Raw genomic sequence first — 25,298 nt, forward strand, 5'->3', positions numbered from 1 at the left:
ACCGTCCGAAACGGTCCGGACTATACCGTTATAGCCGCACCGAGATCAGCTCGAGGCGCCCGTCGATTCATCCCACAACATAAGGGCAAGAATGGTCCGGCGACCGATCACGAATCGGACGTACGCGGCATTCATCGGACGAATGTCCGGTACGCCGGAGTATTTACTCCGAGGCGATGGAAACCAGGTCGAGCAATCGCATGAGTTCGGTATATCGGCGTGCGCCGATTCGCCCGCGCAACTCCTGCTCGGCGCGCGCCTCCTCCGCGCGCACCTCGCCGACCAAGTCGGCGCCGAGCCTGCTCAGGCCGATCAGGATGCGGCGCCGATCGTCCTGCGCGGCGAGCCGGAAGATCAGGCCGCGCTCGGCCAGATAGTCGGCATGCCTGGTGGCAGAGGACGGCGCGAGCTGCGATTTGGCCGCCAGCTCGGTCATCGTGATACCCGCGTCGCCGCACAGATTCGACAGCATCGACCACTGATCCGGCGAGAGCTGCCTGGCGCACAGCGCCGCGTCCAAATGCCGTACCCAACCGCGCTCCGCGGCACGCAGCGCGCCATGCAGCGTCGAATTTCCGCTTACAATGGACGTCATTATTTCCCGCCTGCCGTGAATTCCGTTCGAACGAGAAGAAGAGTACCGAATGTCGACGCCGATCGAGAGCCCCGACGGCACGATCGAGGTCCTGAACATAGTGCCACGGCAGGGACCTGGCGGTATCGTCGCGCCGTCCTGCGATGCGGCGATATCGCTCGCGGTCGACGAAATCAACCGAGGCGCGGGAATTCTAGGGCGGGAAATTCGTACTACGAATATCGACGGGGGACGGTCGCCGCACGAGGTGGCCGCCGAGGTCTCCGCCCTGCTGGCCACCGGCATGGTGCACGCCATCACCGGCTGGCACACCTCCGCGGTGCGGCGGGCCGTGGCGCGAGCCGGTGCGGGCCGGGTGCCGTACCTGTACGCCACCAGCCACGAGGGACTGACCGACGAGCTACCCGGCGTGCTGATGCTCGGCGAGCACCCGGCCGGACAGACCGTGGCCGCCGTGCACTGGCTCGAACGCGAGTACGGCGTGCGGCGCTGGGCCGTCATCGGCAACGACTACATCTGGCCGCGCCGGTCCGCCAAGGCGATTCGGGAAAGCCTGTCCGACCCGGCCGCGATCGTGCTGGAAAGGTATGTGCCACTGGGATACGCGGATTTCGCGGACTTCCTCGCCCATCCGGCGCTGGACTTGGCCGACGCCGTGGTGATCCTGATGGTCGGCGCCGACGTCGCCCGCTTCAACCGGCAGTACGCGGCCAGTGGCCGTGCCGCGACGCAGTTGCGGGTGAGTCCGGCCGCCGACGAAAACGTGCTGTTGGCAGCGGGAGCGGAGGCGAACCACGACTTCTTCGTGGCGTCCAGCTTCTTCCTCGACGACCGTATGTCCGACGGACGCGACCGGATGACCCGCTATCGCGCGCGACACGGCGCGTTCGCTCCCGCGCTGACCAGCTTCAGCAACGCCACCTACGAAGCCGTCCACACGCTGGGCGCGCTCGCGCGGACGGTCGGATCACTGGAGGTGCCGGAGATCCTCGACGCCCTCGACCACGGCCTGCACCTCGAAACCCCTTCCGGAATCAGGGGTTTCCGAGGCAATCAGGCGATTCAGCACGGCTACATCGCCCGCGCGAACGGCGTCGACTTCGAGATCGTCGACCGGATCAGCTGACCCGACGCCGCGGGACGATCACACCCCGACCAGCGTGTCCAGCACCGAGAGGAACAGGCCGAGCCCGTCGTCGCTGGGGCCGGTCAGCGGCTCGGTGGCATGTTCGGGATGCGGCATCAGGCCGACGACGCGACCGTTGGCCGAGGCGATACCCGCGATACCACGCTGCGAGCCGTTCGGGTTGTCGCTCGCGTAGCGGAAGACCACGCGGCCCTCGCCTTCGAGCTGGTCCAGCACGGCCTCCGACGCCTGGTAGCGCCCCTCCCCGGACTTGAGCGGGACGAGGATCTGCGCGCCCGTCTCGAAGCGGGAGGTCCACGCGGTCGACACCGACTCCACGGTGAGCCACTCGTCGCGGCAGATGAAGTGCAGCCCCTCGTTGCGGGTCAGCGCGCCGGGCAGCAGGCCGGCCTCGCACAACACCTGGAAGCCGTTGCAGATGCCGAGCACCGGCAGCCCGGAGCCCGCCGCTCGCACGACCTCGCCCATCACCGGGGCGAAACGGGCGATGGCGCCCGCCCGCAGGTAGTCGCCGTAGGAGAAGCCGCCGGGGACGATCACCGCGTCGACGCCCTTCAGGTCGGCGTCGGCATGCCACAGATCGACCGCCTCGGCGCCGGCCAGACGCACCGCCCTGGCCGCGTCGATGTCGTCGAGCGTGCCGGGGAACGTGATGACCCCGATGCGCGCGGTCATGAGACGCGAACCACCTTCCACTCCTCGATCACCGTGTTGCACAACAGCGATTCGGCGATCTGCTCGAGCGCCGCGTCGTCGACGCTGTCGTCGACGTCGAGTTCGAATCGCTTGCCCTGCCGCACGTCCGAGATGCCCTCGAATCCCAGACGCGGGAGTGCGCCGACGATGGCCTGCCCCTGCGGATCCAGGATCTCGGCCTTCGGCATCACCTCGACCACGACTCGTGCCACGCGTTGCTCCTCATGTGGTTGGGGGGTTACCTCAGCAGCGTAGTTGTGCTGGTCGCGTGCGTCATCCGCGGGGTCGGCCGAGACCGTGGCGCTGTCGTGGAGAACACACCCGGCGTGGTTAGCATGGCGGCATGCGCATAGCCCACTTCGGTCATTCCTGCCTCCTCGTCGAGCTGCACGGCAAGAAGATCCTGTTCGATCCGGGCACCTTCTCGCACGGCTTCGAGGGCCTCACCGGCCTGGACGCGATCGCGGTCACCCATCAGCATCCCGACCACATCGACCCGAACCGGATCGAGGCGCTGATCGACGCGAACCCCGGCGCACGGTTGCTGTCGGACCCGCAGACCGCCGAGCAGCGCGGCGAACGGTGGGAGGCGGTGCATGCGGGCAACGTGCTGACCCTCGGCGATCTCCGGATCACCGGCGGCGGGGGCAGGCACGCGGTCATCCATCCGGAGATCCCCGTGATCGACAACACCGTCTTCCAGCTGGGCACCGCCGACGACCCGGCCCAGCTCGTCCACCCCGGCGACTCGCTGTGGGTGCCCCCGGTCCCGGTCGGCGTGCTCGCCGCACCGGCCGCCGCGCCCTGGATGCGGATCAGCGAAGCCGTCGATTACCTCCGCGCGGTCGCTCCGCGTGTCGCGCTGCCCATCCACTACGGCATCATCCGGGAGGAGGCGCAGGGCATCTATTTCGGCAGGCTGTCGGAGATGGCCCCGGCCGGAACCGAATTCCGGGTGCTCGAGGCGGAGAAAGACACCGATCTGTAGCGCTACCCGGCGTAGGTGGCGAGGAATATCGCCTCGGCCAGCGCCATGTGTTCGATCTCCTTCGGATCCACGCTCTCGTTGGGCGCGTGGATCAAGGACTTCGGCTCCTCGACACCCATCAGCATGATCTCCGCGTCCGGATAGGTGGTGGCGAAGACGTTGCACAGCGGAATCGAGCCGCCCTGCCCCTGGGTGGTCGCCGGGCGGCCGTAGGACGCGGCCAGCGCCGCTTCCATCGCGGCGCGCGCGGGCCCGCCGGTCGAGGAACGGAACGGCGCTGCGGTGCCTTCCAGCTCGACGGTCAGCCTGGCGCGCCACGGCGTGTTGGCCTCGAGATGCGCGAGCAGCGCCTGGTACGCGTCTTCCGGGTCGGTGCCAGGCGGAATACGCAGGTTGAGGCGGGCCCGCGCGGTCGCGGGGATCGCGGCGGCCGATCCGACCACCGGCGGCGCGTCGATGCCGAGCACGGTCAGCGCCGGTCGCGCCCAGAGCATGTCGGCGACAGTGCCGTCACCGATGAGTTCGACGTCGCGCAGGACGCGCGCGTCGGCGTGGAACTGCTCGCTCGGGTACTGGACCCCCGGCCAGACCTGATCGTTCGACAACCCGTCGATGGTGGTGTTGCCCCGCTCGTCGCGCAGCGAGGCCAGCAAGCGGATCAGCGCGGCCAGCGCGTCCGGGGCGGGGCCGCCGAACATGCCGGAATGCAAAGGGCTGGCCAGCGTTTCGATGGTGACCACCACGTTCACGCCGCCGCGCAACGTCTGGGTCAGGGTCGGCACACCGGCGGCGAAGTTGCCGCAGTCGCCGACCACGATCGCGTCCGCGCGCAGCAGTTCCGGATTGGCCTCGACGAAGCGCTCCAGTCCTCGGGTGCTCTGCTCCTCGGAACCTTCGGCGACGACGGTCACCCCCAACGGCAGATCCGGGCCGAGCGCACGCAACGCCGTCAGGTGCATGACGATGTTGCCCTTGCAGTCGGCGCTGCCGCGTCCGTACCAGCGCCCGTCGCGCTCGGTCAGTTCCCACGGCGGGGTGCGCCACGCCGCCTCGTCCATCGGGGGCTGAACGTCGTAGTGACAGTAGAGCAACACCGTGGGCGCGCCGTCGGGAGCGGGCCGGGACGCGACGACCGCCTTGGTGCCGTCCGGCGTTTCGTGTAAGCCGACCGTGGTCAGCCCGGCGGCGACGAACGCGTCCGCCACCCACTGGGCCGCCATGTCGCACTCCTCGATCGGATACTGCCGTGGATCGGCCACCGATTGGAACGAAACAAGCTGCGCCAAATCGGTTTTCGCCTGGTCCATCAATCCGGCCACGGCACCGCGCAATTCCGCCACCCGCACATCCTCCGCCATTCCCCCACCCTATCCCCCGTTCCTCGGGCGGAGTTCGCGCCGCCTGCCGGGTGTTCGGACGGTCCGCGCGCGGAAGCGGGAAGTGCGCCCGATGGTGGAAAGGGTGTGCCAAGCTGAGCGTCGAGGGCGTTGGCTAACTGTCGGCATCCTCGGCAGGCACACCCGCACAACGTCTAATCGGGAGGCCGTTCTCATGTCCGAAGCAGCCGATGACCTGTTCGCCCTGCCGGGGCTCAGCCGGTCCGCGCCCCGGTCCGGATTCCCCGCGCACGAGATGTTCCCTCAGGTCGCCTACGAGATCGTGCACGACGAACTGATGCTCGACGGCGTCTCCAGGATGAACCTGGCCACGTTCTGCACCACCTGGGTGGACGACCAGGCGCGCAGGCTGATGTCCGAATGCCTGGACAAGAACATCGTCGACAAGGACGAGTATCCGCAGACCGCCGAGCTGGAGCGCCGAGCCGTCCGGATGGTCGCCGATCTGTGGCACGCGCCGGATCCGGCCGTCACGCACGGCACCTCGACCACCGGATCCAGCGAGGCGGCCATGCTCGGCGGCTTGGCGGCGAAATTCCGCTGGCGCAAGCGCGGCGGCACGGGGACGCCCAACTTCGTCTGTGGACCGGTGCAGGTGTGCTGGGAGAAATTCGCGCGCTATTTCGATGTCGAGATCCGCCAGATCCCGCTACGTGGCGAGCGGCTCACCATGCACCCCGACGACCTCGCCCAGTACTGCGACGCGAACACCATGATGGTCGTGCCCACCTTCGGGCAGACCTACACCGGCCTGTTCGAGGATGTGGCCGGGATCAGCGCGGCGCTCGATGCCATGCAGCGCGAGAAGGGCCTGGACATCCCCATTCACGTCGACGCGGCCAGCGGCGGCTTCCTGGCCCCGTTCGCCGCACCGGATCTGGTCTGGGATTTCCGGCTGCCCAGGGTCAAGTCGATCAACGCCTCCGGCCACAAGACCGGGTTGGCCCCACTCGGCGCGGGCTGGGCGATCTGGCGCGAAGCCGACGACCTGCCGGAGGAGTTGATCTTCGACGTCGACTACCTCGGCGGCAGCATGGCCACCTTCAACCTGAACTTCTCCCGGCCCGGCGGGCAGGCGATCACGCAGTACTACCAGTTCATCCGGCTGGGGCGCACCGGCTACGCGCGGGTGCAGTCCGCGATCTACCGCGCGGCGCAGCACTTGGCCGCGGGAGTGCGCGGGCTCGGGGTCTTCGAACTGATCCACGACGGCGACCCGCAACGCGGCATCACGGCGGTGTGCTGGCGCCTGACCGGCGATCCCGGCTTCAACCTCTACGACCTGTCCGACCGGCTGCGTTCCCGAGGCTGGCTGATCGCCGCCTATCCGCTGCCCGCCGACCGGAACGACGAGACGGTGATGCGGGCGGTGCTGCGCCACGGCTTCACCATCGACATGGCCGACCTGCTGCTCGCGGACCTCGACCGCTGCATGCGGCAGCTGCGGCAGCGGCCGTTCTCGACCTCGCTCACGCGCGCCGAGGCGGGCGGCTTCACACACGACGCTGCGCCCGCCGTAGCGAAGCCGTCGATCGCCGCGTCCTGACAGCGCCGCCGCCCGGCTACGCCATTCGCGGGCGGCGGCGCCGATCGGTCGCGCGAAGGCGGTCCCGACCGGCCGCGGGCGATGGAGCCGACCCACCGTCGCCCGCGGCGTCAGTCATGCGGCCCGAGCCGCCGCGAAGGGCTCCCACCGGTAGGTGGCGCCCACCGCACCGTGGAACAGCGCGAGGTCGACGGCGTCGAGCACGGCTTGGCGCGGGCCGGACCGCCCCAGCTGTGCGGCGGACACGGCCAGCCGCAGCAACCCGCCGCGACGGGCGGTGCGCGCGGCGCCCATGACCAGGGCGCGGCACCACCACGGTTCCGCGCGGAAACCCTCGCCGATGCCGTACACCCTGGCCTTCTGCGCCGTGTTGCGCTCCAGGTCGACGATCGACGTGAGGCCGAGCGCCAGCCGGAAACCGGCTCCTGGCAGCGCCTCGAGCGCCCCCGTCGAGGCATCCCAGCGGGGAGCGGCGAACAGCCGGGTGCGCAGGTCGGCCTGCTCCAGCACCCGGTCCGCGGCGGTCAGCCGCAGCCGCGCCTCGTGTCCGGGCAGCGTGGCGAACTCGGCGCGCCGCCGCTTGGTGGCCGCCTGGTCGTAGCCGTGCAGCACGATCGCGTCGCCGCGAGCCCGCCTGCCGCGCAGCCAGGCCTGCGTCGCGGGGTCCTCCAGCAGCCGGTATTTGCCCTTCAGCCGCGGCGCGACCAGCAGCGAGAGCGGCACGCCGCGCCGATCCATCTCTTCGGCGAATTCGATCGCCGTGTCCCGGGTGGTGTCCCTGATCCCGGAAATCGACACGATCAACTCAGCGTTCATGACCCCACGGTGCCAGCCGCACGTGTCCGTGATGTGCAGAGTGTATGACCACGTGGCGAACACTCCGCCACGCCTGTGCCGAGTGGTCGTCCCGCGGTCGGCGCGCCGATGCCACCCGATGGCGGGCGTCGGCGCGCCGGTGCGCTACGCGCCTGCGAGACCGAGCGTGTCCAGAATCCAAGCGTGCTCGAAGGCCACTTCCCGCCATTTCTCGTAGCGCCCGCTGACCCCGCCGTGGCCCGCGCTCATCTCCGTCTTCAGCAACAGCGGCGCATCACCGGTCGCGGTGGCGCGCAGCTTGGCGATCCACTTCGCGGGCTCGACGTAGAGCACGCGGGTGTCGTTCAGGCTGGTGATGGCCAGGATCGCCGGATAGTCCTTGGCTTCGACGTTCTCGTACGGCGAGTAGGACTTCATGTACGCGTAGACGTCCTCGTCGGCGAGCGGATTCCCCCATTCGTCCCACTCGATCACGGTGAGCGGGAGCGACGGATCGAGGATGGAGGTGAGCGGATCGACGAACGGGACGTTCGCCAGAATGCCCGTGAACAGTTCGGGGGCCAGGTTCGCCACCGCGCCGACCAGCAAGCCGCCCGCACTGCCGCCGTCGGCGATCAACCGGTCCGGGGCCGTGACCCCGGTGTCGACGAGATGCCGTGCGGCGGAGACGAAGTCGGTGAAGGTGTTCTTCTTGGTGAGCGTCTTGCCGTGCTCGTACCAGAGCCTGCCCATCTCGCCGCCGCCGCGCACGTGCGCGACCGCGAAGACCATGCCGCGATCCAGCAGCGACAATCGGGCAACCGAGAAGGACGGGTCGATGCTCGCCTCGTAGGAGCCGTAGCCGTACAGCAGCAGCGGCTTCGGCCCCTCGGCCGTCGTCTTCTTCCGCACGAGCGAGATCGGAATCCGGGTGCCGTCCTCGGCCACGGCCCAATCCCGGTGCTGCTCGTACTCGTTCGCGTCGTAGCCGCCGAGCACGGGCTGTTCCTTGCGCAACAGCAGCTCACCGGTGACCGGGACGTAGTCGAACACCTGCATCGGCGTGATGAACGAGGTCACACCGATGCGCAGAGTCGGCTGCGCCCACTCCGGGTTGGAGCCGACGCCGACCGCGAAGAGTTCCAGATCGAAGTCGAGTTCCCGGCGCTCGCCGTAACCGGAGTCGGTCAGCGGCCACACCGCGATCCGGGTGAGCGCCTCGCGCCGGTAGCTGAGCACCAGGTGGTCGCGGAACGCGTCGATATCCTCCAGCCGCACGTCCTCGCGATGGCCGATCAGCTGGGTGAGGTTCGACGGGTCGTCCACCGGCGCCTCGGCGAGCACGAAGTTCTCCGCCTTGACGCCGTCGACCACGTCGTTGTGCAGGATCAGGAAGCGGTGCTCGCCGCCGATCACCGCGTGCTCGGCGGAGTACTCGACGCCCTCGCGGCGCGGCAGCAGCACACGGAACTCGCCCTCGGGATCGTCGGACTCGAGGACCCAGCCCTCGCTGGTGATCTTGGAGCCGACCCAGATCATCAGGTATTTCTCCGAGCGGCTCGCGCCGATGCTGACCCAATAGCGCTCGTCGGGTTCGTGGAACACTTTGACGTCGGGATCGGTGGCGCCGAGCCGGTGCCGCCACACCGTATCGGGCCGCCACGACTCGTCGACGGTCTGATAGAAGACGTGGCTACCGTCCAGCGACCAGGTCGCGCCCGGAGCGGTGCCCGCGATCTCGTCGCCGAGCAGTTCGCCGGTGCGCAGGTCCTTGAAGCGCAGCACGTACCGCTCGTCACCGACGTTGTCCACCGAGTAGGCGAGCAGCGTGCCGTCATGGCTGATCGAGAACGCGCCGAGCGAGAAGAAATCGTGTCCTTCGGCCAGTTCGTTGCTGTCGAGCAGCACCTCTTCGCCCTGCACCTCGGTCTCGGCGTTCAGCTGCGGCGGAGTCCACGCGTCGATGCCTTCGGCGCCCGCCGCGATCGGGCACCGGCAGTGCACGCCGTACTGCTTGCCCTCGAAGCTGCGCGAGTAGTACCAGTAGTCGCCCAGCCGGGTTGGCACCGACAGATCGGTCTCCTGCGTGCGCGCTTTGATCTCGTCGAAGATCGTCTCGCGCAGCGTGCTCAGGTGCTCGGTCTGCGCCTCGGTGTAAGCGTTCTCCGCCTCCAGGTAGGCGATGACGTCGGGGTTGTCCTTGTCCCGCAGCCACTCGTACTCGTCGACGAACACGTCGCCGTGGTGCACCCGCTCGGTGGGCACCGTCTTGGCGACCGGCGGCGCCACCGCGCCGCTACCGGGTTCGGAGATCGTTCCGCTGTCGAGAGCCATGGCGTCCACCCTACTGTTCGGATGCCTCGCCGCCCGCCGCCTGGATGATGCCGTCGAGCACGTCACCGGTCCGGCGCAGATCGCGCATCGCCTGATCGATCCTGGCGCGCTCCTCGGTGAGCTTTTCCACCAGGAACGGCGTCGCCCTGGCGTTGGGCGTGCCGTCGACGTCGTGGATGCACGGCAGCAGTTCGCCGATCGTGTCGCTGTGCAGGCCGGCGGCGAACATCTGCTGGATGCGCCGGACGCGGTCGACCGCCGTCTCCGCGTACTCTCGCTGCCCGCCGGAGGTCCGCTCCGAGGCCAGCAGTCCCTTGGTCTCGTAGTACCGCAGCGACCGGACGCTCACGCCGGTCCGCTCGGCGAGTTCACCGATCCGCACCATCGCTCCTTGACCTAACATCAATGTCAGGTTTTACGGTACAGCCATGCTGCTGTTGACCGAATACCGCAACCACCCGCTCGACCTCCCCAACCGGATCGTCATGGCGCCGATGACCCGGCTGCGTTCGCTGCCCGACGGCTCGCCGACCGGCGACGTCGCCGCCTACTACGCCCAGCGCGCCACGGCGGGACTCATCGTCACCGAGGGCATCTGGCCGCATTCGACCGGCCAGAGCGAAGCGTGGGTGCCCGGCTTGCAGACGCCCGCGCACGTCGCGGCGTGGCGCCGGGTCACCGAGGCGGTGCACACGCGCGGCGGACGGATCTTCGCGCAGCTCATGCACGGCGGGCGCAAGGGTCATCCGCTCGCCCGGATCGATGGATCCTGGCCGGCCGGACCGTCGGCGGTGCTGGACGACGACAGAGTGCACCTGATCGACGGCGGCAAGGCCGATCCGATCACTCCCGCCGAACTCGATCACGCGGATATCGAGGCCACGATCGAGCACTACGCCGCCGCCGCGCGCAATGCCGTGGCAGCGGGCTTCGACGGCGTCGAGATCCACGGCGCGAACAGCTATCTGCTGCACCAATTCCTCGCCGACAACACCAACCTGCGCGACGACGAATACGGCGGTTCGATCGCCAACCGCATGCGGCTGCCCCTCGCGGTAGTGGACGCGGTGAGCGAGGCCATCGGCGCGCACCGCACCGCCATCCGGCTCTCGCCGGGCAATCCCCAGTTCAACATGTACGAGGCGGACCCGGCCCCGCTCTACCGCGCACTCGTCAGCGAGCTCGATCGGCGCGAGTTGGCCTACCTGCACCTGACCGACAACGACCGCTACCCGGCGCTGGCCGACCTGCGGCCGCGCTGGCACGGCACGCTCATCGCGAACATCGGCGAGAATCGCGAGCCGACCACGGCGGCGGGCGCGGAACAGGTGCTGCGCGCCGGTCACGCCGACCTGGTTTCCTTCGGCAGGCAGTTCATCTCGAATCCCGATCTCGTGCACCGCATTCGGCATGACCTGCCGCTGGCTCCCATCCGCGAGGAATACCTGTACGGCCGCACCGCCGAGGGCTACAGCGACTATCCGAACTGGACCGCGGCCGAACTGGTGCGCGACTGACTCGTCGCTACGGGAAACGCGGGCGCGGCCGATTCCTCGCGTCCCGCGAAAACCCGAGAGGCCGGGACATCACCGCGCCGATCGATGACGCCTCGGCGATGATCGCCGACCATGAGCCGAGCGGCGGCGAGCTCAGTCCAGCGCGCCGCGGATCGAGGAGGCCAGGTAGTCCAGATCCTCCCGCCGCGGACTGGTCGGGCGGCCGCGCAAGCCGAACCCGTCGCCCGGAGTACGCGGGATCACGTGCAAGTGGACGTGGAATACCTCTTGCCCGGCGGTAACTCCATCCGCCAGAAAGAAATTCACCCCGTCGCACCCCACCTCACTGGCCCGCAACGCCGCCGCGAGCCGCTGCCCCACCTGGAACAACTTCCCCCCGACGACCGGATCGAGCTCCGCAAGACTGCGCGCCGCCACCTTCGGCACCACCAGCAGATGCCCCGGCGTCATGGGCCGAATGTCCATGAACGCCACGACATCGTCGTCCTCGTAGACCTTGCTCGACGGCGCCCGCCCGGCAACGATATCGGCGAAAATCGTGTAGGGATTCACGACTCGCAGCCTATGCGGTCGTCTGTGTCTTCGTGCTACGCAATCCCTTCCGGTTCCCGCCCGCGCGACGAAGGATTTCGCCGCGAAAGGCGCAGTCCGCTAGAGGATCGGTGACGGCGAGTATCGGGCCGCGTCCGGGTACCGGTCGACGAGTTTCTGCACCTGGCCGATCACCTCGGCGACCTGGGCTTCGGCGGCGCCGACGAAGACGGACTTGTCGGACAGCGCCGCGTCGAGGGCGGGGCGGTCGAGCGGGAGGCGCGGGTCGGCGGCGAGGCGGTCCAGGAGGTCGGGTTCGCGACCCTGCTCGCGCATGGCCAAGGCGACCGCGACGGCGTGCTCCTTGATCACCTCGTGCGCGGTCTCGCGGCCGACACCGGTCCGGACGGCTGCCATGAGGATGCGCGTGGTGGCGAGGAACGGCAGGTACCGGTCCAGTTCGCGGGCGATCACCGCCGGGTAGGCGCCGAACTCGGCCAGCACGGTGAGGAAGGTCTCCATCATCCCGTCGATGGCGAAGAACGCGTCCGGCAGCGCGACGCGGCGGACCACCGAGCAGAACACGTCGCCCTCGTTCCACTGCGCACCGGCCAGCTCGGCCGCCATCGAGGCGTAACCGCGCAGCACCACTTGCAGACCGTTGACCCGTTCGCAGGAGCGGGTGTTCATCTTGTGCGGCATCGCCGAGCTGCCCACCTGCCCGGGCTGGAAACCCTCGGTGACCAGCTCGTGCCCGGCCATGAGCCGGATGGTGTGCGCGAACGAGGACGGGCCCGCGCCCACTTGCACCAGCGTGGACAGCACATCGTGATCCAGCGAGCGCGGGTAGACCTGGCCGACGCTGGTGAGCACGGTCGCGAAACCCAGGTGCCGGGCGACCTGCTGCTCCAGCCGGGCGAGCTTGGCCGGGTCGCCGCCGAGCAGGTCGAGCATGTCCTGCGCGGTGCCCATCGGGCCCTTGATCCCGCGCAGCGGGTAGCGGTCGATCAGCTCGCGCAGCCTGGTGAGCGCGATCAGCAATTCGTCGGACGCGGAGGCGAACCGCTTGCCGAGGGTGGTGGCCTGCGCCGCGACGTTGTGCGAGCGGCCCGCCATCACCAACGCCTGGTATTCCGCGGCGCGCTCGGCCAGTCGCGCGGCGATCGCGACGCCGTGCGCGTGCACGTGCTCGAGCGAGAGCCGGATCTGCAGCTGCTCCACGTTCTCGGTGAGGTCGCGGCTGGTCATGCCCTTGTGCACGTGCTCGTGCCCGGCCAGCGCGTTGAACTCCTCGATGCGCGCCTTCACGTCGTGTCGGGTGACCCGCTCACGTTCGGCGATGGAGGACAGATTCACCTCGTCGAGCGCCCGCTCGTAGTCGGCGATCACCCCGTCGGGCACGTCGACGCCCAGCTCCGCCTGTGCCCGCAGCACCTCCAGCCACAACCGCCGCTCGAGTACGACTTTGTGCTCCGGCGACCACAGATGCACCAGCCCGGGACTGGCGTAGCGGGTGGCGAGGACATTGGGGACGATGCTCACGTCCGGTCAGTCTAGTGCTCGGTAACGATCCACTTGCTGGGGCGTGGCACGCACGGGGCTGTCCGCGGCCGCGTAGGCCGCCGCCTCCGGAGGCGCCGACCGCGCCGGGGGCGCGACGATGTCGATCACTTCCAGCAGCGCGCCGCGAGCCATCCGCCGGGGCTCCGGGTCCATCTCGGTGAGCGCGGCGACCACGGCTCCGTCCACCACCGCGACGAGTCGGCGCAACTGTTCCGGCCGCACCATCCGGTCGGATCGGCGCAGCACGTCGGCCAGCAGCTCGTCCAGCTGGGCCCGCAGCCGTAGCTGGACTTCGCGTAGCTCGGGGTGCCGCGCCGACGCGACCGATCGCTCGTAGCGGGCGATGAGCTGCTCGCGCGCGCCCTCGTCGGCCCCGTCGCTGCCCACCAGCAGGTCGAGCACCAGGTCGACGGTGGCCTCCGCGCCGCGGCGGCGGTGGCTCACCTCGCCGACGCGCCTGCGCATCGCGTCCAACTCGGCGTTGCCGCTGAACTCGACCGCTCGCGCGATGAGGTCGTCCAGCGATTCGAAGTAGTAGGTGGTCGACGCCAGAGGCAGATCAGCGCGCGTCGCAACCGAACGATGCCGCACCGCCTCGAATCCGCCTTCGAGCAACAGCTCGGCAGCGGCGGCTATCAAAGCCTGGCGACGCCGTTCGCCTTTCGGGGTCGTCGCGGTGATCACCGTGCCATCGTGCCAGTCGTCATCAGTTCTTCCAGGGGAAATCAGCGAGGAAAAGCAACCATCGTTGTTTTACCGCATCCGCGCGGCCGGGGTGCCGAACTGCGAAAAGTTCTTGCCGGGCAAAGCTTTCAAACGCGTAGATAGTGCCCTAGACACAGCAGCGCCGCCTCGATGTCGGCGGTGGCTCCGGCAAACGAGAAACGTACCGTTCGGTGTCCGTTGACGGTGTCGAAATCCACTCCCGGTGCGAGCGCGACGCCGGTGTGGTTCAGCACGTCGGCGCACCAGGCGCGGGAGTCGTCGGTGAGGTGGCCGATGTCGGCGTAGGCATAGAAGGCGCCGTCGGCCGGGGCCAGGTCGGTGATGCCCAGTTTCGGCAGTCCGTCCAGCAGCAACCTGCGGTTCACCGCGTACCGGCGGACGTGCCCGTCGAGTTCCGCCTTGGCCTCCGCGCCGAACGCGTGCAGCGCCGCGTACTGCGAGATCGCGGGCGGGCACACCGTCAGGTTCGAGGCCAGGCGCTGCAACGCGGGGCGCAACCCGCTCGGCACCAGCATCCAGCCCAGCCGCCAACCCGTCATGGAGAAGTACTTGGAGACCGAGCCGATCACCACCGCTTCCCGCGATGTTTCCCACGCCGACGAGGTCGCGCTGTCGGCCCCCGTGTCATAGGTGATGCCGTGGTAGATCTCGTCGGAAATCAGCAGCGTGCCGTGCTCCTCGCACCAGCGGGCCAGCGCCGCGAGCTCCGCCGGGGCGATCATGGTGCCGGTGGGGTTGGCAGGGCTGGCCACCACCAGACCGGCGGGCGGCTCCGGAAGCGCTTCGAGCATGGCGACGGTGGGCTGGAACCTGGTCTGCGCGCCGCAGTCCAGCTCCAGCACGCGGCAGCCGAGCGCGGCGAGCGTGTTGCGGTAGGCCGGATAGCCCGGACGCGCGACCACGACGGTGTCGCCGGGGTCGAACGCGGCGAGGAAGATCAGCGAGAAGGCGCCGGACGAGCCGGTCGTCACGACGACGTCGTCCGGATCGACCTGATAACCATAGGTCTCCCGATGATGTTCGGCGATCGCTTCCCGAATCGCCAGGATGCCGAAAGTCTCGGTATAGCCCAGCAATTCGGACTGAATGGCCAGTTGGGTCGCGCGCAGCACCGGCGCGGGCGCAGGCGTCGACGGCTGCCCCGCCGCGAGTACGAGCACATCACCGTGCGTCCGGGCGCGTTCCGCGGCGGCTTTCCACACATCCATCACGTAGAAAGGTGGAATGGTCGACCGGCGAGATTCTCTGGACACTCGACAGACGGTAGAGCACGCTTCACCGCGCAGTCGCGGTTATGGTCTACCCGATGCTCGATAAGTCTCGACGAGACGGACTCGACCGAGTGCGCGGAGTAGCCGGCATAGGCGTCATTCCGCGCGACTGGCGTGCGCGCCTACCGCGACGTTCCCGACCTCGACTTTTCGGGAGACTCGATCCGCGCGTGCTGTGGGCGCGCCGCCGCCACCTGCAGGCCTGGTGGCGGCGCAGGCCGGATCCCCGTGACCTGTGGCGCCGCAAACCCAGCGGCGAGGCGTTGCTCGGACTGGCGCGCAAGCACAAGGTGCTGCTCGGCGGGCTCGCGGCGACCGCGGTGTTCGCCGCGAGCGACATGTCGTTCGCCGGGACGGTCACCGATCGCACGCCCGCGCCGGACGCCGCCCAGCTCGTCGCCGTCGCATATCCACCGCAGATGCAGAACACTCCGCCCTCGGTGACCAGGTTGCTGAACGCCATCGCCAACGGTGAGCGGCTGCGCGAACAGGCGGTGGTCGCGGCCGCCGCACGCGCGACCCTCGAACGCGCGAAGGCCGAGGCCGCCGCCGCCGTCGCCGGTGAGCAGCAGCCGTGGATGACCGGAACCGCACCGGTGCAGCCCGGGGCGATGCTGCCGGGCGGCCGGGGCTTCGTTCTACCCGCCCACGGCGTCTTCACCTCCGGCTTCGGCTCGCGCTGGGGCACGTTCCACAACGGCATCGACATCGCGGGCCCGATCGGCACCCCGATCTACGCGGTCGCCGACGGCACCGTCATCGACGCGGGACCGGCGCAGGGCTTCGGCCTGTGGGTGCGAATCCGCCACGATGACGGCAGCATCACCGTCTACGGGCACATGTACGACTTCTTCGTCTCGGTCGGCGAGCGGGTGCCCGCGGGGATGCAGATCGCCCGCATGGGCAACCGCGGCGACTCGACGGGTCCGCACCTGCACTTCGAGGTGATCGTCGGCGGACAGCACGTGGACCCGCAGCAGTGGCTGGCGGTGCGCGGACTCACGTTCGGCTGAACCGCGACGCACCCGGTGGCTCGAGCGGCATCGGGGCACGCGCAACCGTCGGCACAGGAGCGGTTCCACGCACCTGCGGCGAGGACCGGCCCTGCGCTGGTGTGGACGACGGTCGGCCACGTAGCGGCATAGGAGATCGACGCCGCGGACCAGGCCCCGACCAGTAGCAGGCTCAGCAGTTCGAGCCCCATACTGCCGTCTGCTGGGCGGCTATCAGGGCCTGCGCCGACCGAGCCGGTTCTACCCCGATCCGTCGGCTCTGCTGTACGGCGACCAGGGCGGCTGCACCGACCGAGCCGGTTCGACCCCGATCCGTCGGCTCTGCTGTACGGCGACCAGGGCGGCTGCACCGACCGGACCGGTGCGACCCCGATCCACTGCCTCTGCTGTACGGCGACCAGCGCCTGCACCGACCGAGCCGGTTCTACCCCGATCCGTCGGCTCTGCTGCGCGGCCACCAAGGCCTGCGCCGACCGAGCCGCCCGCTCAGACCTCGATGCGGTTCTCGACGGCGGCCAAGCCGATATCCGTGCGGTAGTGGCTGCCCGGCAGTTTGATCGCGGCGATGCGGTCGTAGGCGCGGGCGCGGGCCTCGGAAAGGTCGGCGCCGACGCCGACCACGTTCAGCACCCGCCCGCCCGCGGAGAGCAGGGCGCCGTCTTCGCGCTGCGTGGTGCCCGCGTGCAGCACCGTCGCGTTCTCGTCGGACGCGCCCTCGCCCGCGCCGGAGATCGCGTCGCCGAGACGCGGGCGCCCCGGGTAGTTCTCCGCGGCGAGCACCACGGTGATCGCGGAGCCGTCGCGCCAGCGCGGCGGGGCGACCTGCGCCAGCGTGCCGGTGGCGGTGGCGTGCAGCAGTTCGCCGAGCGGGCTTTCCAGCAACGCGAGCACCGCCTGCGTCTCGGGATCGCCGAAGCGGCAATTGAATTCGACCACGGCGGGCCCGGCCGCGCCGATCGCCAGCCCCGCGTAGAGCAGGCCGGAGAAGCCGCTGCCGCGCCGCACCAACTCGGCGGCAACGGGTTTCACCACGTCGTCGACGATCGCGGTGACGGTCTGCGCGGGCAGCCAGGGCAGCGGCGTGTACGCGCCCATGCCGCCGGTATTGGGGCCGGTGTCGCCGTCACCGACGCGCTTGTGGTCCTGCGCGGGCAGTAGCGGAACCACCGTCTCGCCGTCGACCAGGCAGAACAGCGAGACTTCCGGTCCGTCCAAGAACGATTCCAGCAGTACGGGGTGGCCTTGTTCGAGCAGTTCGGCCCCGTGCTCGCGCGCGGCGGAGCGGTCGGCGGTCACCACCACGCCCTTGCCCGCCGCGAGTCCGTCGTCCTTCACCACCCAGGTAGGACCGAAACGGTCCAGCGCGTCGTCCAGCTCGGCCGGGTTGTCCACCACCTCGCTGTGCGCGGTGCGCACGCCCGCGGCGGCCATCACATCCTTGGCGAACGCCTTGGAGCCCTCGATCCGGGCGGCCGCGGCCGACGGACCGAAGCACGGGAAGCCCGCCACCCGCAGCGCGTCGGCGACGCCGAGCACCAGCGGGACCTCGGGGCCGATCACCACCAGGTCGGCGTCCACCTCGGTGGCCAGCGCGACCACGTCCTCGGCGGCGCACGGGTCGACCGGGCGGACCTGCGCGTGCTGGGCGATCCCGGCGTTGCCGGGGGCGGCGAAGAGCGCGGTCACCGCGGGGTCCCGGCGCAGCGCCAGGACGAGGGCATGTTCACGGGCTCCGGAACCGATGACGAGTACACGCACGGCAGACAGCCTAAACGAGCCGTTCGGCGTCTTCGCCGCTGCCGGTGCGCGCGGAGGGGATGATGAAAGGGGACAACGGATGTGGGGCGTGACACGGCCCACACCGACCACTGTCGTCCTTTCCGGCACGAGCGGGGGCCTGACCACTCGTGCCGCCGGAGCACCCGAAGGAAGTGCTGAGATGGGTCTGATCGACGGACTGATGGGCAACGCCGGCCGGATCGATCCGGGGCAGGCGCAACAGGAGTACGCCAAGCTCCTCGGCAACGGCGAACAGGTCTATGCCGCGTACCTGCTGGTCCGCGACGCGATGCTGTTCACGAACCGCCGCCTGATCCTCATCGACAAGCAGGGCGTCACCGGCCGCAAGGTGAGCTACCACAGCGTTCCCTATCGCGCGATCACCCATTTCTCGGTGGAGACCGCGGGCACCTTCGATCTGGACGCGGAGCTGGCCATCTGGATCTCGGGCGGCGACGAGCCGCTGCTGAAGCGGTTCAACCGGCAGGTGGACATCTACGAGGTGCAGGGCATCCTGTCGCATTTCGTCGCGGTGTAGCGCGGGGCGGTCCGGCGCCTGGGCACACGGGCCGGTCTACGCTGCGGGACATGGCTTCTGTCTTCAGCGCGATCATCGCCGGTCAGCTCCCGGGCCGTTTCGTCTGGGAGGACGACGAGTTCGTCGGTTTCCTCACCATCGCCCCGGTCACTCCCGGTCACACCCTCGTGGTGCCCCGCAAGGAGATCGACCACTGGCAGGACATCGACACCGACACCCTCGCCCGGCTGACCGCCGTCGCACAGAAGATCGGCCAGGCCGTGCGCGCGGCCTGGGCCGCGCCGCGCGCCGGTCTGCTGATCGCCGGTCTGGAAGTGCCGCATTTGCACGTCCACGTGTTCCCGGCCTTCTCGCTGGGTGACTTCGACATCTCCGGCGCCGACCCGAACCCGAGTCCGGAGTCCCTGGACGAGGCCCAGGCCAAGATCAAGCAGGCGCTGCGCGACCTCGGCCACGGCGACAACGTCCCAGGCTGATCCGCCTCTCCGGGTATTCAGGCCGTACTGGTCGGGTGGTGCGTGATTTGCGTTCAGGTCCTGCGTTGCGTGCCACGTAGGTTCTGGGAGTACCCGGTGAGTTACCCATGTTCGTACGAGATCAGTCGTCGCCTCGGTTTTGGTAAGGGCCGACCGCTCGTCGCGGTCGACCCTTACCTTTCTCTATCTATCGGTCAGCTCGCGACGTCGTGCAAGGGTGTATCGACTCCGCCGATCGCGACCGTGGCCAGGGTTTGGCTCGGGGTCCAGTAGATCCGGCCGTGCTCGAAGTCCTGGTAGGTACCCGTGTCCCAGGGGATCTCGTCGGTCGTCGGCCAGCCCAGCGGGCCGGTCTGGTAGCCCGAGCGGTTCCAGCGGTCGCGGATCGCGCCGTGCACCCAGCACACGCTGTCGCTCGATTGGCGCCGGTAGAGCGCTCCGCCTTGGAAGCCTTGCACCTCACCCGTCGTCTGGCCGTCCGCCCCGTGCACGACGGTGCGGTCGGTGATCGGATAGCCGAGCGGGCCTGCCTCCCAACCCAATGCTTCGAACTTTCCCCACAGCGTCTCTGGGATGGCGTGCGCGCCGGTGTCCGGATGCCAATAGATGTACCCGTGCTCGAACTGGGCGAAGCGCCCCGCGCCGTCGGGTGTCGCGATCTCCCCTGCCGTGATCCGCGTACCGAGCCACGGATTCGCCGCCGCGCAATCGTTGATCGCGTTCGGCTCCGATCCGCTCGGCTCGCCGGTGGCGAAGCCGCGCACGTCGTCGGCGAACACGTCCCAGGGGAAATTCGGTCCCACATCGGTGTGCGTGCCGATGCCGAGACACTCGGTGACGTACTTGTGGTCGGAAATGCCCTGGCGCCGCTGGTAGGGCGGCGTGATGACATACGTGTCGAAGCCGTATTTGCGCGCGTCCTGCACCGCGAGCCAGGCCGCGATGCGGATATCGTCGCGGATGCGCAGCCAGTCGTCCCTGCTCCATGCGACGCGGCTGCCCGCGAAGCAGAGGTTGATGGTGAACGAGTTCGCGTCCAGCACCGACCAACTGGCCAGGTCGGTGTCGACCACATCGACCACCACGCCATCGCGGACGGTGTAGTGGTAGCTCACGCCGTTCGCCGGATTGTTCAGATAGTTGGCCAGGCTTTCGGCGGTTCCGTTGCCTTCCTGGGTATGCAGCAGGAAGTTCTCGACGCGCGCACCGTGGCGGCTGGACGCGGAGTCGCCCATCCGGTCCAATTCGACGTAGTCGGGCTTCTGCATTGTTCCCCCTGAGTTCGGATTCGCCTTCGACCATTGGCCGTAGTCGGCGGCGAGGACTTTGTCGACATCCACGACGACGCCGCCGACCCGGTCGGCGTCGATGCGGATCTGATGGAGGTGCGCGGCGGGATGGTCGCCGTTGATCGAGGAATCACCGGACCAGTTGTGTTGCCAGAACCACGTGGCGACGCCGTCCTCGAGCGCCCAGTCGATGCACCGGGCGTTGCCGTACATGCCGGTCCATTCCAGACCGACGACCGATGCCCAGCCCCGGAGAAACGGCGCGATCAGCGAATTCCACTCGTCCAGCGACGGATTCGCGTCAACGGGGGCATACAGCGGGCGGGAATCCGGCCCGCCGGCCGCGCGGTGGTAACCGAGCGCGATCCGCGCGTGGCGCACGCCCGCGTCGTAACCGCCTTTCCAGTCCGACGTCTCCCCCTTGCCGTACTGGTAATTGGTGACTATCTCGAGCCCGATGGCGCGTAATCGGTCGCAGTATTCCCGCCGCAGCGGCTTCGCACCGAAATTCGTGCCAGGACGGGAATCGCTGAAGTAGCCTATGACGCCCGTGTATCCAGCGTCTTTGATCGCTTGCGGCTCGATGAGCGCGGCGGAGAAGTCGATCAGCTCAGTCATCGCGCGCCCCCTTGGTCGTACGAGCCCGCGCAACGGTCGGCGGCAACGCGTTGTATTCGTACATCTGAAGCAACTTTCGGCAGATGGAGAACCCGACAGAGCTAGAGTCACCCGAATGTGCGCGAAGTATGCCGAGATGTCCCGTTTGTGGCCCATCCGGTGTTTGCGCGTGACCTGAACATGCTCGTCACGAGAAATATTTGCGCACACCAGACTACAAACAGACTCGTAGCGGGAAACATGCTCGGCAGTCGGTAATCAGATTTGCCAACTGTTTGCTATCACTCTCGAACTGGTCAGCCGTTTGCGCTGAGCACTCGGGAGCAGGCCAGGATGACGAATTCTTCACCGCAGCCACCGAATTCGAATCGGCGCGTTCGGCGGCAGGTCTTCCGCGGCCACCGCGATCGTTCCCTCTGGCCGCGCCACAGCCCGCAGATCGTCCAACTGGCAGCGCAAGCGGTGCGCCCGGTCCGCCTCGGCTCTCGCCTGCCGCGACCGTGACGCCCTCTCGGAGACTCCCGAAAGCGCCCGGCCCGACCGAATCACGCAGCCGAACTCGAGCCGGAGACGACCGCGACAGCGACGAGCGGTGTCGGGGCCGCCGATCGAATCGAGCGGCATCCTGCCCGGCAGAGACCTCACGGGCTGCAACCACAGAGGTGCCGAATGGTGTCCCTGTCAGGATTGAACTGACGACCGCTCGCTTACAACATCGAGCACGGCCTCTACCACTGAGCTACAGACGCGCAGCGGCTGGACGGAGCCCCCTGTCAGGATTGAACTGACGACCGCTCGCTTACAACACCGAGCACGGCCTCTACCACTGAGCTACAGCCGCGCAGCGGCTGGACGGAGCCCCCTGTCAGGATTGAACTGACGACCGCTCGCTTACAACACCGAGCACGGCCTCTACCACTGAGCTACAGACGCGCAGCGGCTGGACGGAGCCCCCTGTCAGGATTGAACTGACGACCGCTCGCTTACAAGGCGAGTGCTCTACCACTGAGCTAAGGAGGCGGGAAAGCGGTTGTCATCATAGCCTGGTACGCCGTCCGCATCACAACGGAATCCGCGTTCGGCACCGAACGCGACCGTACCGGCCCGACAACCGCTTTCGAGCGAAGCGAGATCGAGCATGTGCCGTTCGCGGCCCAGCTCATAGCCGAGTGGCCGCCGCGTCCGCGACGAAGTCGCGAGCGGCGGTCACTCGGACGGGAGCCGTCAAGGAGTCACGAACACGCCGCGCCGGAGGCGCGGCAGATCAGACAGAGCCCTGACGAGCCGCGTCGTCTGCGGCCATGGCGTCGCGCAGGCTCTTCGGACGCATGTCGGTCCAGTTCTTCTCCACGTACTCGACGCAGGCGGCGCGGCTGTCCTCACCGAACACGACTCGCCATCCGGCTGGAACCTCTGCGAAGGCCGGCCACAGGGAATGCTGTTCCTCGTCGTTGACCAGGACGAAGAAGCGGCCGTCTTCATCATCGAAGGGGTTGGTGCTCAATTTCACCTCACTGGATACTGGCGCTATGTACGGGATCGCTCCTGGTTCGCACGGTGCCGGGTTGCTTCCAACCTCTGGCGCCGACAGACCCGAGCGTTGTTTCGACACTAGCAAGCAAGACGTTACGCCTGGGCGGTTACCTATGCCCGCACCTCGGCCGACTCGCAATCAGGACGCAAAGAAGTCCAGGAGAATCTTGTTCACCGCCTCCGGCCGCTCCAAATATCCGAAATGCCCGGCGTCCGGTACCTCCTGGTACCGCGCACCCGGAATGACCTCGGCGATCTCCCTGGACAGATACGGCGGAATCATCCGGTCGTCGGCGAATCCGACCGAAAGACATGGCACCCGGATCGCCCGGTAGGCCTGCACCCGGTCGAAATCGTGATCCATCCTGCGCTGGGCGCGAATGCCTGGCGAGACCGGCCCGCCGGTGAACTCGAACAGGTCGAGCCAGTCGCGCGCGGCGTTCGGCTCGGCCATGGTCGCAGGCGAGAGATTCATGACCGCGGTGATCGCCGCCTCGTATTTCGGCGGCAGTGTCACCCCGCCCGCGTCGAGTTCGTGTTCACCGAGCGAGAGCGTCTTCTGGAACTGGTCCAGCCGCCCGTGCCCGGCCATGAACACGGCCTTGCGGACCAGGTCGGGGCGGGCCAGTGCCAACTCCTGCGCCACACGCGCCCCCATCGAGGTGCCCACCACCAGCGCCGGGCCCTCGTCCAGGAATTCGATCAGGGCGGCGGTGTCGGCGGCCAGCTCGTCGATGGTCATGCCGGAGGCGGCTTCGAAGGACGGCGCGATCCCGCGGTTGTCGAACGTGCACACCCGGTAACCGGCCGCGACCAGGGCCGGAACCTGGTGCAGCTCCCACACCCGGCCGGGACTGCCGGTGCCCATGATCATGACCACCAGCGGCGCGGAGCCCTTGGCGCGGTCACCCTTCACCTGATAATTGAGGGAAATCCCGTTCACCGTGGCCAGCGGCATGTCGACCCTTTCGTGGAGTTGGTGCTGCGCTCCCCACGGTATAGGGACCAGCGAGGAAGGCACTTCGACCGGGGTGTCCTGGCGGCGCGCGCCGCCATTGCGCCAACGCCCCGGCGGGCGCGCCTCCCAGCGTCGCATACCATTGACTTTTCGCAGGGTAAGAGCGCACGAGCCGGGAGGACTTGACGATGGCCGCGAAGGGCAGCGCCAACGACATTGCGGACGACGATCTGGAACCACTCGCCGACGAAACGGCGCGTCAGGCGCAGCGAGTGGTCGCGGCCTACGCCGAGGACGCGGACGAATGCCGGATGTTGTTGTCTATGTTGGGTATTGGACCGAACGCTCGAGGCGAATAATCTCGTTCTCGACGCCAACGGCGACGTCGACTACACAACTCCAGCGGGATACAGCAACGCGCAAAGGATGCGTGAGTGGACCAGATGAATCCGTCCGACGACTCCGAGCACGCCAGAGACACCTCGACTGCTGACGCCGCGGCGGAAACCACCGGCTCCGGTGCTGGCTCCGGTTTCGTCGTCGTCGCCAACCGGCTCCCGGTCGACCTCGAACGACTGCCCGACGGCAGCACCAGGTGGAAACGCAGCCCGGGCGGTCTGGTGACCGCGCTGGAATCGGTCTTGCGCAACAACAAGGGGGCGTGGGTCGGCTGGGCGGGCGTCCCCAATGTCGACGTGGATCCGATCATCGAGGACGGCCTCGAACTGCATCCGGTCCCGTTGTCGGCCGACGAGGTGGCCGACTACTACGAGGGCTTCTCCAACGGCACGCTGTGGCCGCTGTACCACGACGTCATCGTGCGGCCGGTCTACGACCGCAGGTGGTGGAGCGCCTATGTCACCGTGAACCGGCGCTTCGCCGAGGCCACCGCCAAGGTCGCCGCCGAGGGCGCGACGGTGTGGGTACAGGACTATCAGCTCCAGCTGGTGCCCAAGATGCTGCGCATGCTGCGCCCCGACCTCACCATCGGGTTCTTCCTGCACATCCCGTTCCCGCCGGTCGAGCTGTTCATGCAGATGCCGTGGCGCACGGAGATCGTGGAGGGCCTGCTCGGCGCCGATCTCATCGGCTTCCACCTGCCCGGCGGCGCGCAGAACTTCCTCTATCTGGCGCGCAGGCTGGCAGGTCAGCCGACCTCGCGCGGGTCGGTCGGCGTGCGCTCCAAGCTCGGCGTCGTCCAGGTCGGTTTCCGCACGGTGCGCGTCGGCGCGTTCCCGATCTCCATCGCCTCCGCCGAGCTGGACGAGCACTCCAGGCGCAGATCGGTGCGCGAGCGCGCCGCCAAGATCCGGGCCGAGCTGGGCAACCCGAAGAACATCCTGCTCGGCGTCGACCGGCTGGACTACACCAAGGGCATCGATATCCGCCTCAACGCGCTCGAGGAGCTGCTCGTCGAGGGCCGGATCGATCCCGCCGACACGGTCATGATCCAGCTGGCCACGCCCAGTCGCGAGCGGGTGGAGAGCTACATCCAGATGCGCGGCGACATCGAACGCCAGGTCGGCCGGATCAACGGCGAGTTCGCCCGGGTCGGCTACCCGGTGGTGCACTACCTGCACCGTCCGATCCCGCGCGACGAGCTGGTCGCGTTCTTCGTCGCCGCCGACGTGATGCTGGTGACGCCGCTGCGCGACGGCATGAACCTCGTCGCCAAGGAGTACGTCGCGTGCCACAGCGGGCTCAACGGCGCCTTGGTGCTGAGCGAGTTCACCGGCGCCGCGTCGGAACTGCGGCAGGCGTACCTGTGCAATCCGCACGACCTGGACGACGTGAAGGACGCCATCGTCGCGGCGTTGGAGGACGAGCGCGACGTCAAACGCAGGCGGATGCGCTCGCTGCGCAGGCAGGTGCTGGCGCACGATGTTGATCGCTGGGCGCGGGCCTTCCTCGACGCGCTGGCGCAGGACCAGGTCGCGGGCAGCGCGCTGCTGACCGACGACGATGTCTATCCCGAGGACCGCTGAGTC

24 protein-coding genes and 1 tRNA gene are annotated in these 25,298 nt (G+C 68.5%); 9 read left to right on the forward strand and 16 right to left on the reverse strand.

Annotation, left to right across the window (positions count from 1 at the left end; all coding sequences use genetic code 11):
• Positions 1 to 163 precede the first annotated feature (163 nt).
• Complete coding sequence (locus tag AB0L97_RS04170) at positions 164 to 595, reverse strand: MarR family transcriptional regulator (protein ID WP_355076947.1); 432 nt, start codon at positions 593 to 595, stop codon at positions 164 to 166.
• 49 nt (positions 596 to 644) lie between these two features.
• Between AB0L97_RS04170 and AB0L97_RS04175 the strand changes: the two genes are divergently transcribed.
• On the forward strand, positions 645 to 1,721 hold the full coding sequence (locus AB0L97_RS04175; RefSeq protein ID WP_355076945.1) for a substrate-binding domain-containing protein: 1,077 nt from the start codon (positions 645 to 647) through the stop codon (positions 1,719 to 1,721).
• An 18-nt stretch (positions 1,722 to 1,739) separates the two neighbouring features.
• Here the strand turns inward: AB0L97_RS04175 and purQ are convergent, their stop codons facing one another.
• Both purQ and purS read right to left on the reverse strand, forming a co-directional pair.
• The gene (gene purQ / locus AB0L97_RS04180) at positions 1,740 to 2,417 is read right to left on the reverse strand and encodes a phosphoribosylformylglycinamidine synthase subunit PurQ (RefSeq protein ID WP_355076943.1); all 678 of its coding nucleotides are present in this window, start codon (positions 2,415 to 2,417) and stop codon (positions 1,740 to 1,742) included.
• Positions 2,414 to 2,650, reverse strand: a complete 237-nt coding sequence (gene purS / locus AB0L97_RS04185; protein WP_195078153.1) for a phosphoribosylformylglycinamidine synthase subunit PurS — start codon at positions 2,648 to 2,650, stop codon at positions 2,414 to 2,416. Before purS ends, purQ begins: the two co-directional genes overlap by 4 nt.
• 131 nt (positions 2,651 to 2,781) lie before the next feature.
• Here purS and AB0L97_RS04190 point away from each other — a divergent pair, with 131 nt between their 5' ends.
• Complete coding sequence (locus AB0L97_RS04190; RefSeq protein ID WP_356963656.1) at positions 2,782 to 3,426, forward strand: MBL fold metallo-hydrolase; 645 nt, start codon at positions 2,782 to 2,784, stop codon at positions 3,424 to 3,426.
• A 2-nt stretch (positions 3,427 to 3,428) separates the two neighbouring features.
• Here the strand turns inward: AB0L97_RS04190 and AB0L97_RS04195 are convergent, their stop codons facing one another.
• Entirely contained in the window at positions 3,429 to 4,784 is a 1,356-nt protein-coding gene (locus tag AB0L97_RS04195; RefSeq protein ID WP_364425068.1) for a dipeptidase, read from the reverse strand.
• A gap of 193 nt (positions 4,785 to 4,977) precedes the next feature.
• Between AB0L97_RS04195 and AB0L97_RS04200 the strand changes: the two genes are divergently transcribed.
• Positions 4,978 to 6,369: a glutamate decarboxylase gene (locus tag AB0L97_RS04200; protein ID WP_364425070.1), complete on the forward strand. Its 1,392-nt coding sequence runs from the start codon at positions 4,978 to 4,980 to the stop codon at positions 6,367 to 6,369.
• 114 nt (positions 6,370 to 6,483) lie between these two features.
• On the opposite strand, the gene AB0L97_RS04205 is transcribed toward AB0L97_RS04200, so the two are convergent.
• From AB0L97_RS04205 to AB0L97_RS04215, 3 genes are all read right to left on the reverse strand, one after another.
• Positions 6,484 to 7,185: a DUF2334 domain-containing protein gene (locus AB0L97_RS04205; RefSeq protein WP_364425072.1), complete on the reverse strand. Its 702-nt coding sequence runs from the start codon at positions 7,183 to 7,185 to the stop codon at positions 6,484 to 6,486.
• A 144-nt stretch (positions 7,186 to 7,329) separates the two neighbouring features.
• The gene (locus AB0L97_RS04210; RefSeq protein WP_355076934.1) at positions 7,330 to 9,498 is read right to left on the reverse strand and encodes a S9 family peptidase; all 2,169 of its coding nucleotides are present in this window, start codon (positions 9,496 to 9,498) and stop codon (positions 7,330 to 7,332) included.
• Between the two features lie 10 nt (positions 9,499 to 9,508).
• On the reverse strand, positions 9,509 to 9,880 hold the full coding sequence (locus AB0L97_RS04215; RefSeq protein WP_364425075.1) for a MerR family transcriptional regulator: 372 nt from the start codon (positions 9,878 to 9,880) through the stop codon (positions 9,509 to 9,511).
• A gap of 46 nt (positions 9,881 to 9,926) precedes the next feature.
• On the opposite strand from AB0L97_RS04215, the gene AB0L97_RS04220 reads away from it, so the two are divergent.
• Positions 9,927 to 11,015, forward strand: coding sequence for an alkene reductase (locus AB0L97_RS04220; RefSeq protein ID WP_364425077.1), 1,089 nt, complete (start codon positions 9,927 to 9,929; stop codon positions 11,013 to 11,015).
• Positions 11,016 to 11,147: 132 nt separating this feature from the next.
• On the opposite strand, the gene AB0L97_RS04225 is transcribed toward AB0L97_RS04220, so the two are convergent.
• From AB0L97_RS04225 to AB0L97_RS04240, 4 genes are all read right to left on the reverse strand, one after another.
• Positions 11,148 to 11,567, reverse strand: coding sequence for an HIT family protein (locus AB0L97_RS04225; protein WP_364425079.1), 420 nt, complete (start codon positions 11,565 to 11,567; stop codon positions 11,148 to 11,150).
• A 99-nt stretch (positions 11,568 to 11,666) separates the two neighbouring features.
• Complete coding sequence (purB, locus tag AB0L97_RS04230; RefSeq protein WP_364425081.1) at positions 11,667 to 13,088, reverse strand: adenylosuccinate lyase; 1,422 nt, start codon at positions 13,086 to 13,088, stop codon at positions 11,667 to 11,669.
• Positions 13,089 to 13,094: 6 nt separating this feature from the next.
• Positions 13,095 to 13,793, reverse strand: a complete 699-nt coding sequence (locus AB0L97_RS04235; RefSeq protein ID WP_364425083.1) for a TetR family transcriptional regulator — start codon at positions 13,791 to 13,793, stop codon at positions 13,095 to 13,097.
• Positions 13,794 to 13,921: 128 nt separating this feature from the next.
• Positions 13,922 to 15,088, reverse strand: a complete 1,167-nt coding sequence (locus AB0L97_RS04240) for a pyridoxal phosphate-dependent aminotransferase (protein WP_364425085.1) — start codon at positions 15,086 to 15,088, stop codon at positions 13,922 to 13,924.
• A 53-nt stretch (positions 15,089 to 15,141) separates the two neighbouring features.
• Between AB0L97_RS04240 and AB0L97_RS04245 the strand changes: the two genes are divergently transcribed.
• A complete protein-coding gene (locus tag AB0L97_RS04245) occupies positions 15,142 to 16,119 on the forward strand; it encodes a M23 family metallopeptidase (protein ID WP_364425087.1) in 978 nt (325 codons plus the stop codon).
• Positions 16,120 to 16,605: 486 nt separating this feature from the next.
• Here the strand turns inward: AB0L97_RS04245 and purD are convergent, their stop codons facing one another.
• Positions 16,606 to 17,877 carry a phosphoribosylamine--glycine ligase gene (purD, locus tag AB0L97_RS04250; protein ID WP_356963647.1) on the reverse strand — a complete coding sequence of 424 codons (1,272 nt, stop codon included), beginning with the start codon at positions 17,875 to 17,877 and terminating at the stop codon, positions 16,606 to 16,608.
• A 181-nt stretch (positions 17,878 to 18,058) separates the two neighbouring features.
• Here purD and AB0L97_RS04255 point away from each other — a divergent pair, with 181 nt between their 5' ends.
• Both AB0L97_RS04255 and AB0L97_RS04260 read left to right on the forward strand, forming a co-directional pair.
• A complete protein-coding gene (locus tag AB0L97_RS04255) occupies positions 18,059 to 18,436 on the forward strand; it encodes a PH domain-containing protein (RefSeq protein ID WP_356963646.1) in 378 nt (125 codons plus the stop codon).
• 50 nt (positions 18,437 to 18,486) lie between these two features.
• Complete coding sequence (locus tag AB0L97_RS04260; RefSeq protein ID WP_364425090.1) at positions 18,487 to 18,912, forward strand: HIT family protein; 426 nt, start codon at positions 18,487 to 18,489, stop codon at positions 18,910 to 18,912.
• A gap of 194 nt (positions 18,913 to 19,106) precedes the next feature.
• On the opposite strand, the gene AB0L97_RS04265 is transcribed toward AB0L97_RS04260, so the two are convergent.
• From AB0L97_RS04265 to AB0L97_RS04280, 4 genes are all read right to left on the reverse strand, one after another.
• The gene (locus AB0L97_RS04265) at positions 19,107 to 20,819 is read right to left on the reverse strand and encodes a glycoside hydrolase domain-containing protein (RefSeq protein WP_364425092.1); all 1,713 of its coding nucleotides are present in this window, start codon (positions 20,817 to 20,819) and stop codon (positions 19,107 to 19,109) included.
• Positions 20,820 to 21,767: 948 nt separating this feature from the next.
• Positions 21,768 to 21,839, reverse strand: a tRNA-Thr gene (locus AB0L97_RS04270).
• A 244-nt stretch (positions 21,840 to 22,083) separates the two neighbouring features.
• Positions 22,084 to 22,323, reverse strand: coding sequence for an MbtH family protein (locus AB0L97_RS04275; protein ID WP_067795192.1), 240 nt, complete (start codon positions 22,321 to 22,323; stop codon positions 22,084 to 22,086).
• Between the two features lie 168 nt (positions 22,324 to 22,491).
• Positions 22,492 to 23,310, reverse strand: coding sequence for an alpha/beta hydrolase (locus AB0L97_RS04280; protein ID WP_355077054.1), 819 nt, complete (start codon positions 23,308 to 23,310; stop codon positions 22,492 to 22,494).
• A gap of 188 nt (positions 23,311 to 23,498) precedes the next feature.
• On the opposite strand from AB0L97_RS04280, the gene AB0L97_RS04285 reads away from it, so the two are divergent.
• Both AB0L97_RS04285 and AB0L97_RS04290 read left to right on the forward strand, forming a co-directional pair.
• The gene (locus AB0L97_RS04285) at positions 23,499 to 23,669 is read left to right on the forward strand and encodes a hypothetical protein (RefSeq protein WP_169334155.1); all 171 of its coding nucleotides are present in this window, start codon (positions 23,499 to 23,501) and stop codon (positions 23,667 to 23,669) included.
• Positions 23,670 to 23,753: 84 nt separating this feature from the next.
• On the forward strand, positions 23,754 to 25,295 hold the full coding sequence (locus tag AB0L97_RS04290) for a trehalose-6-phosphate synthase (RefSeq protein ID WP_364425229.1): 1,542 nt from the start codon (positions 23,754 to 23,756) through the stop codon (positions 25,293 to 25,295).
• Positions 25,296 to 25,298: the final 3 nt, after the last annotated feature.

The organism is Nocardia sp. NPDC051911 (assembly GCF_040681035.1).
Lineage (GTDB): Bacteria > Actinomycetota > Actinomycetes > Mycobacteriales > Mycobacteriaceae > Nocardia > Nocardia sichangensis.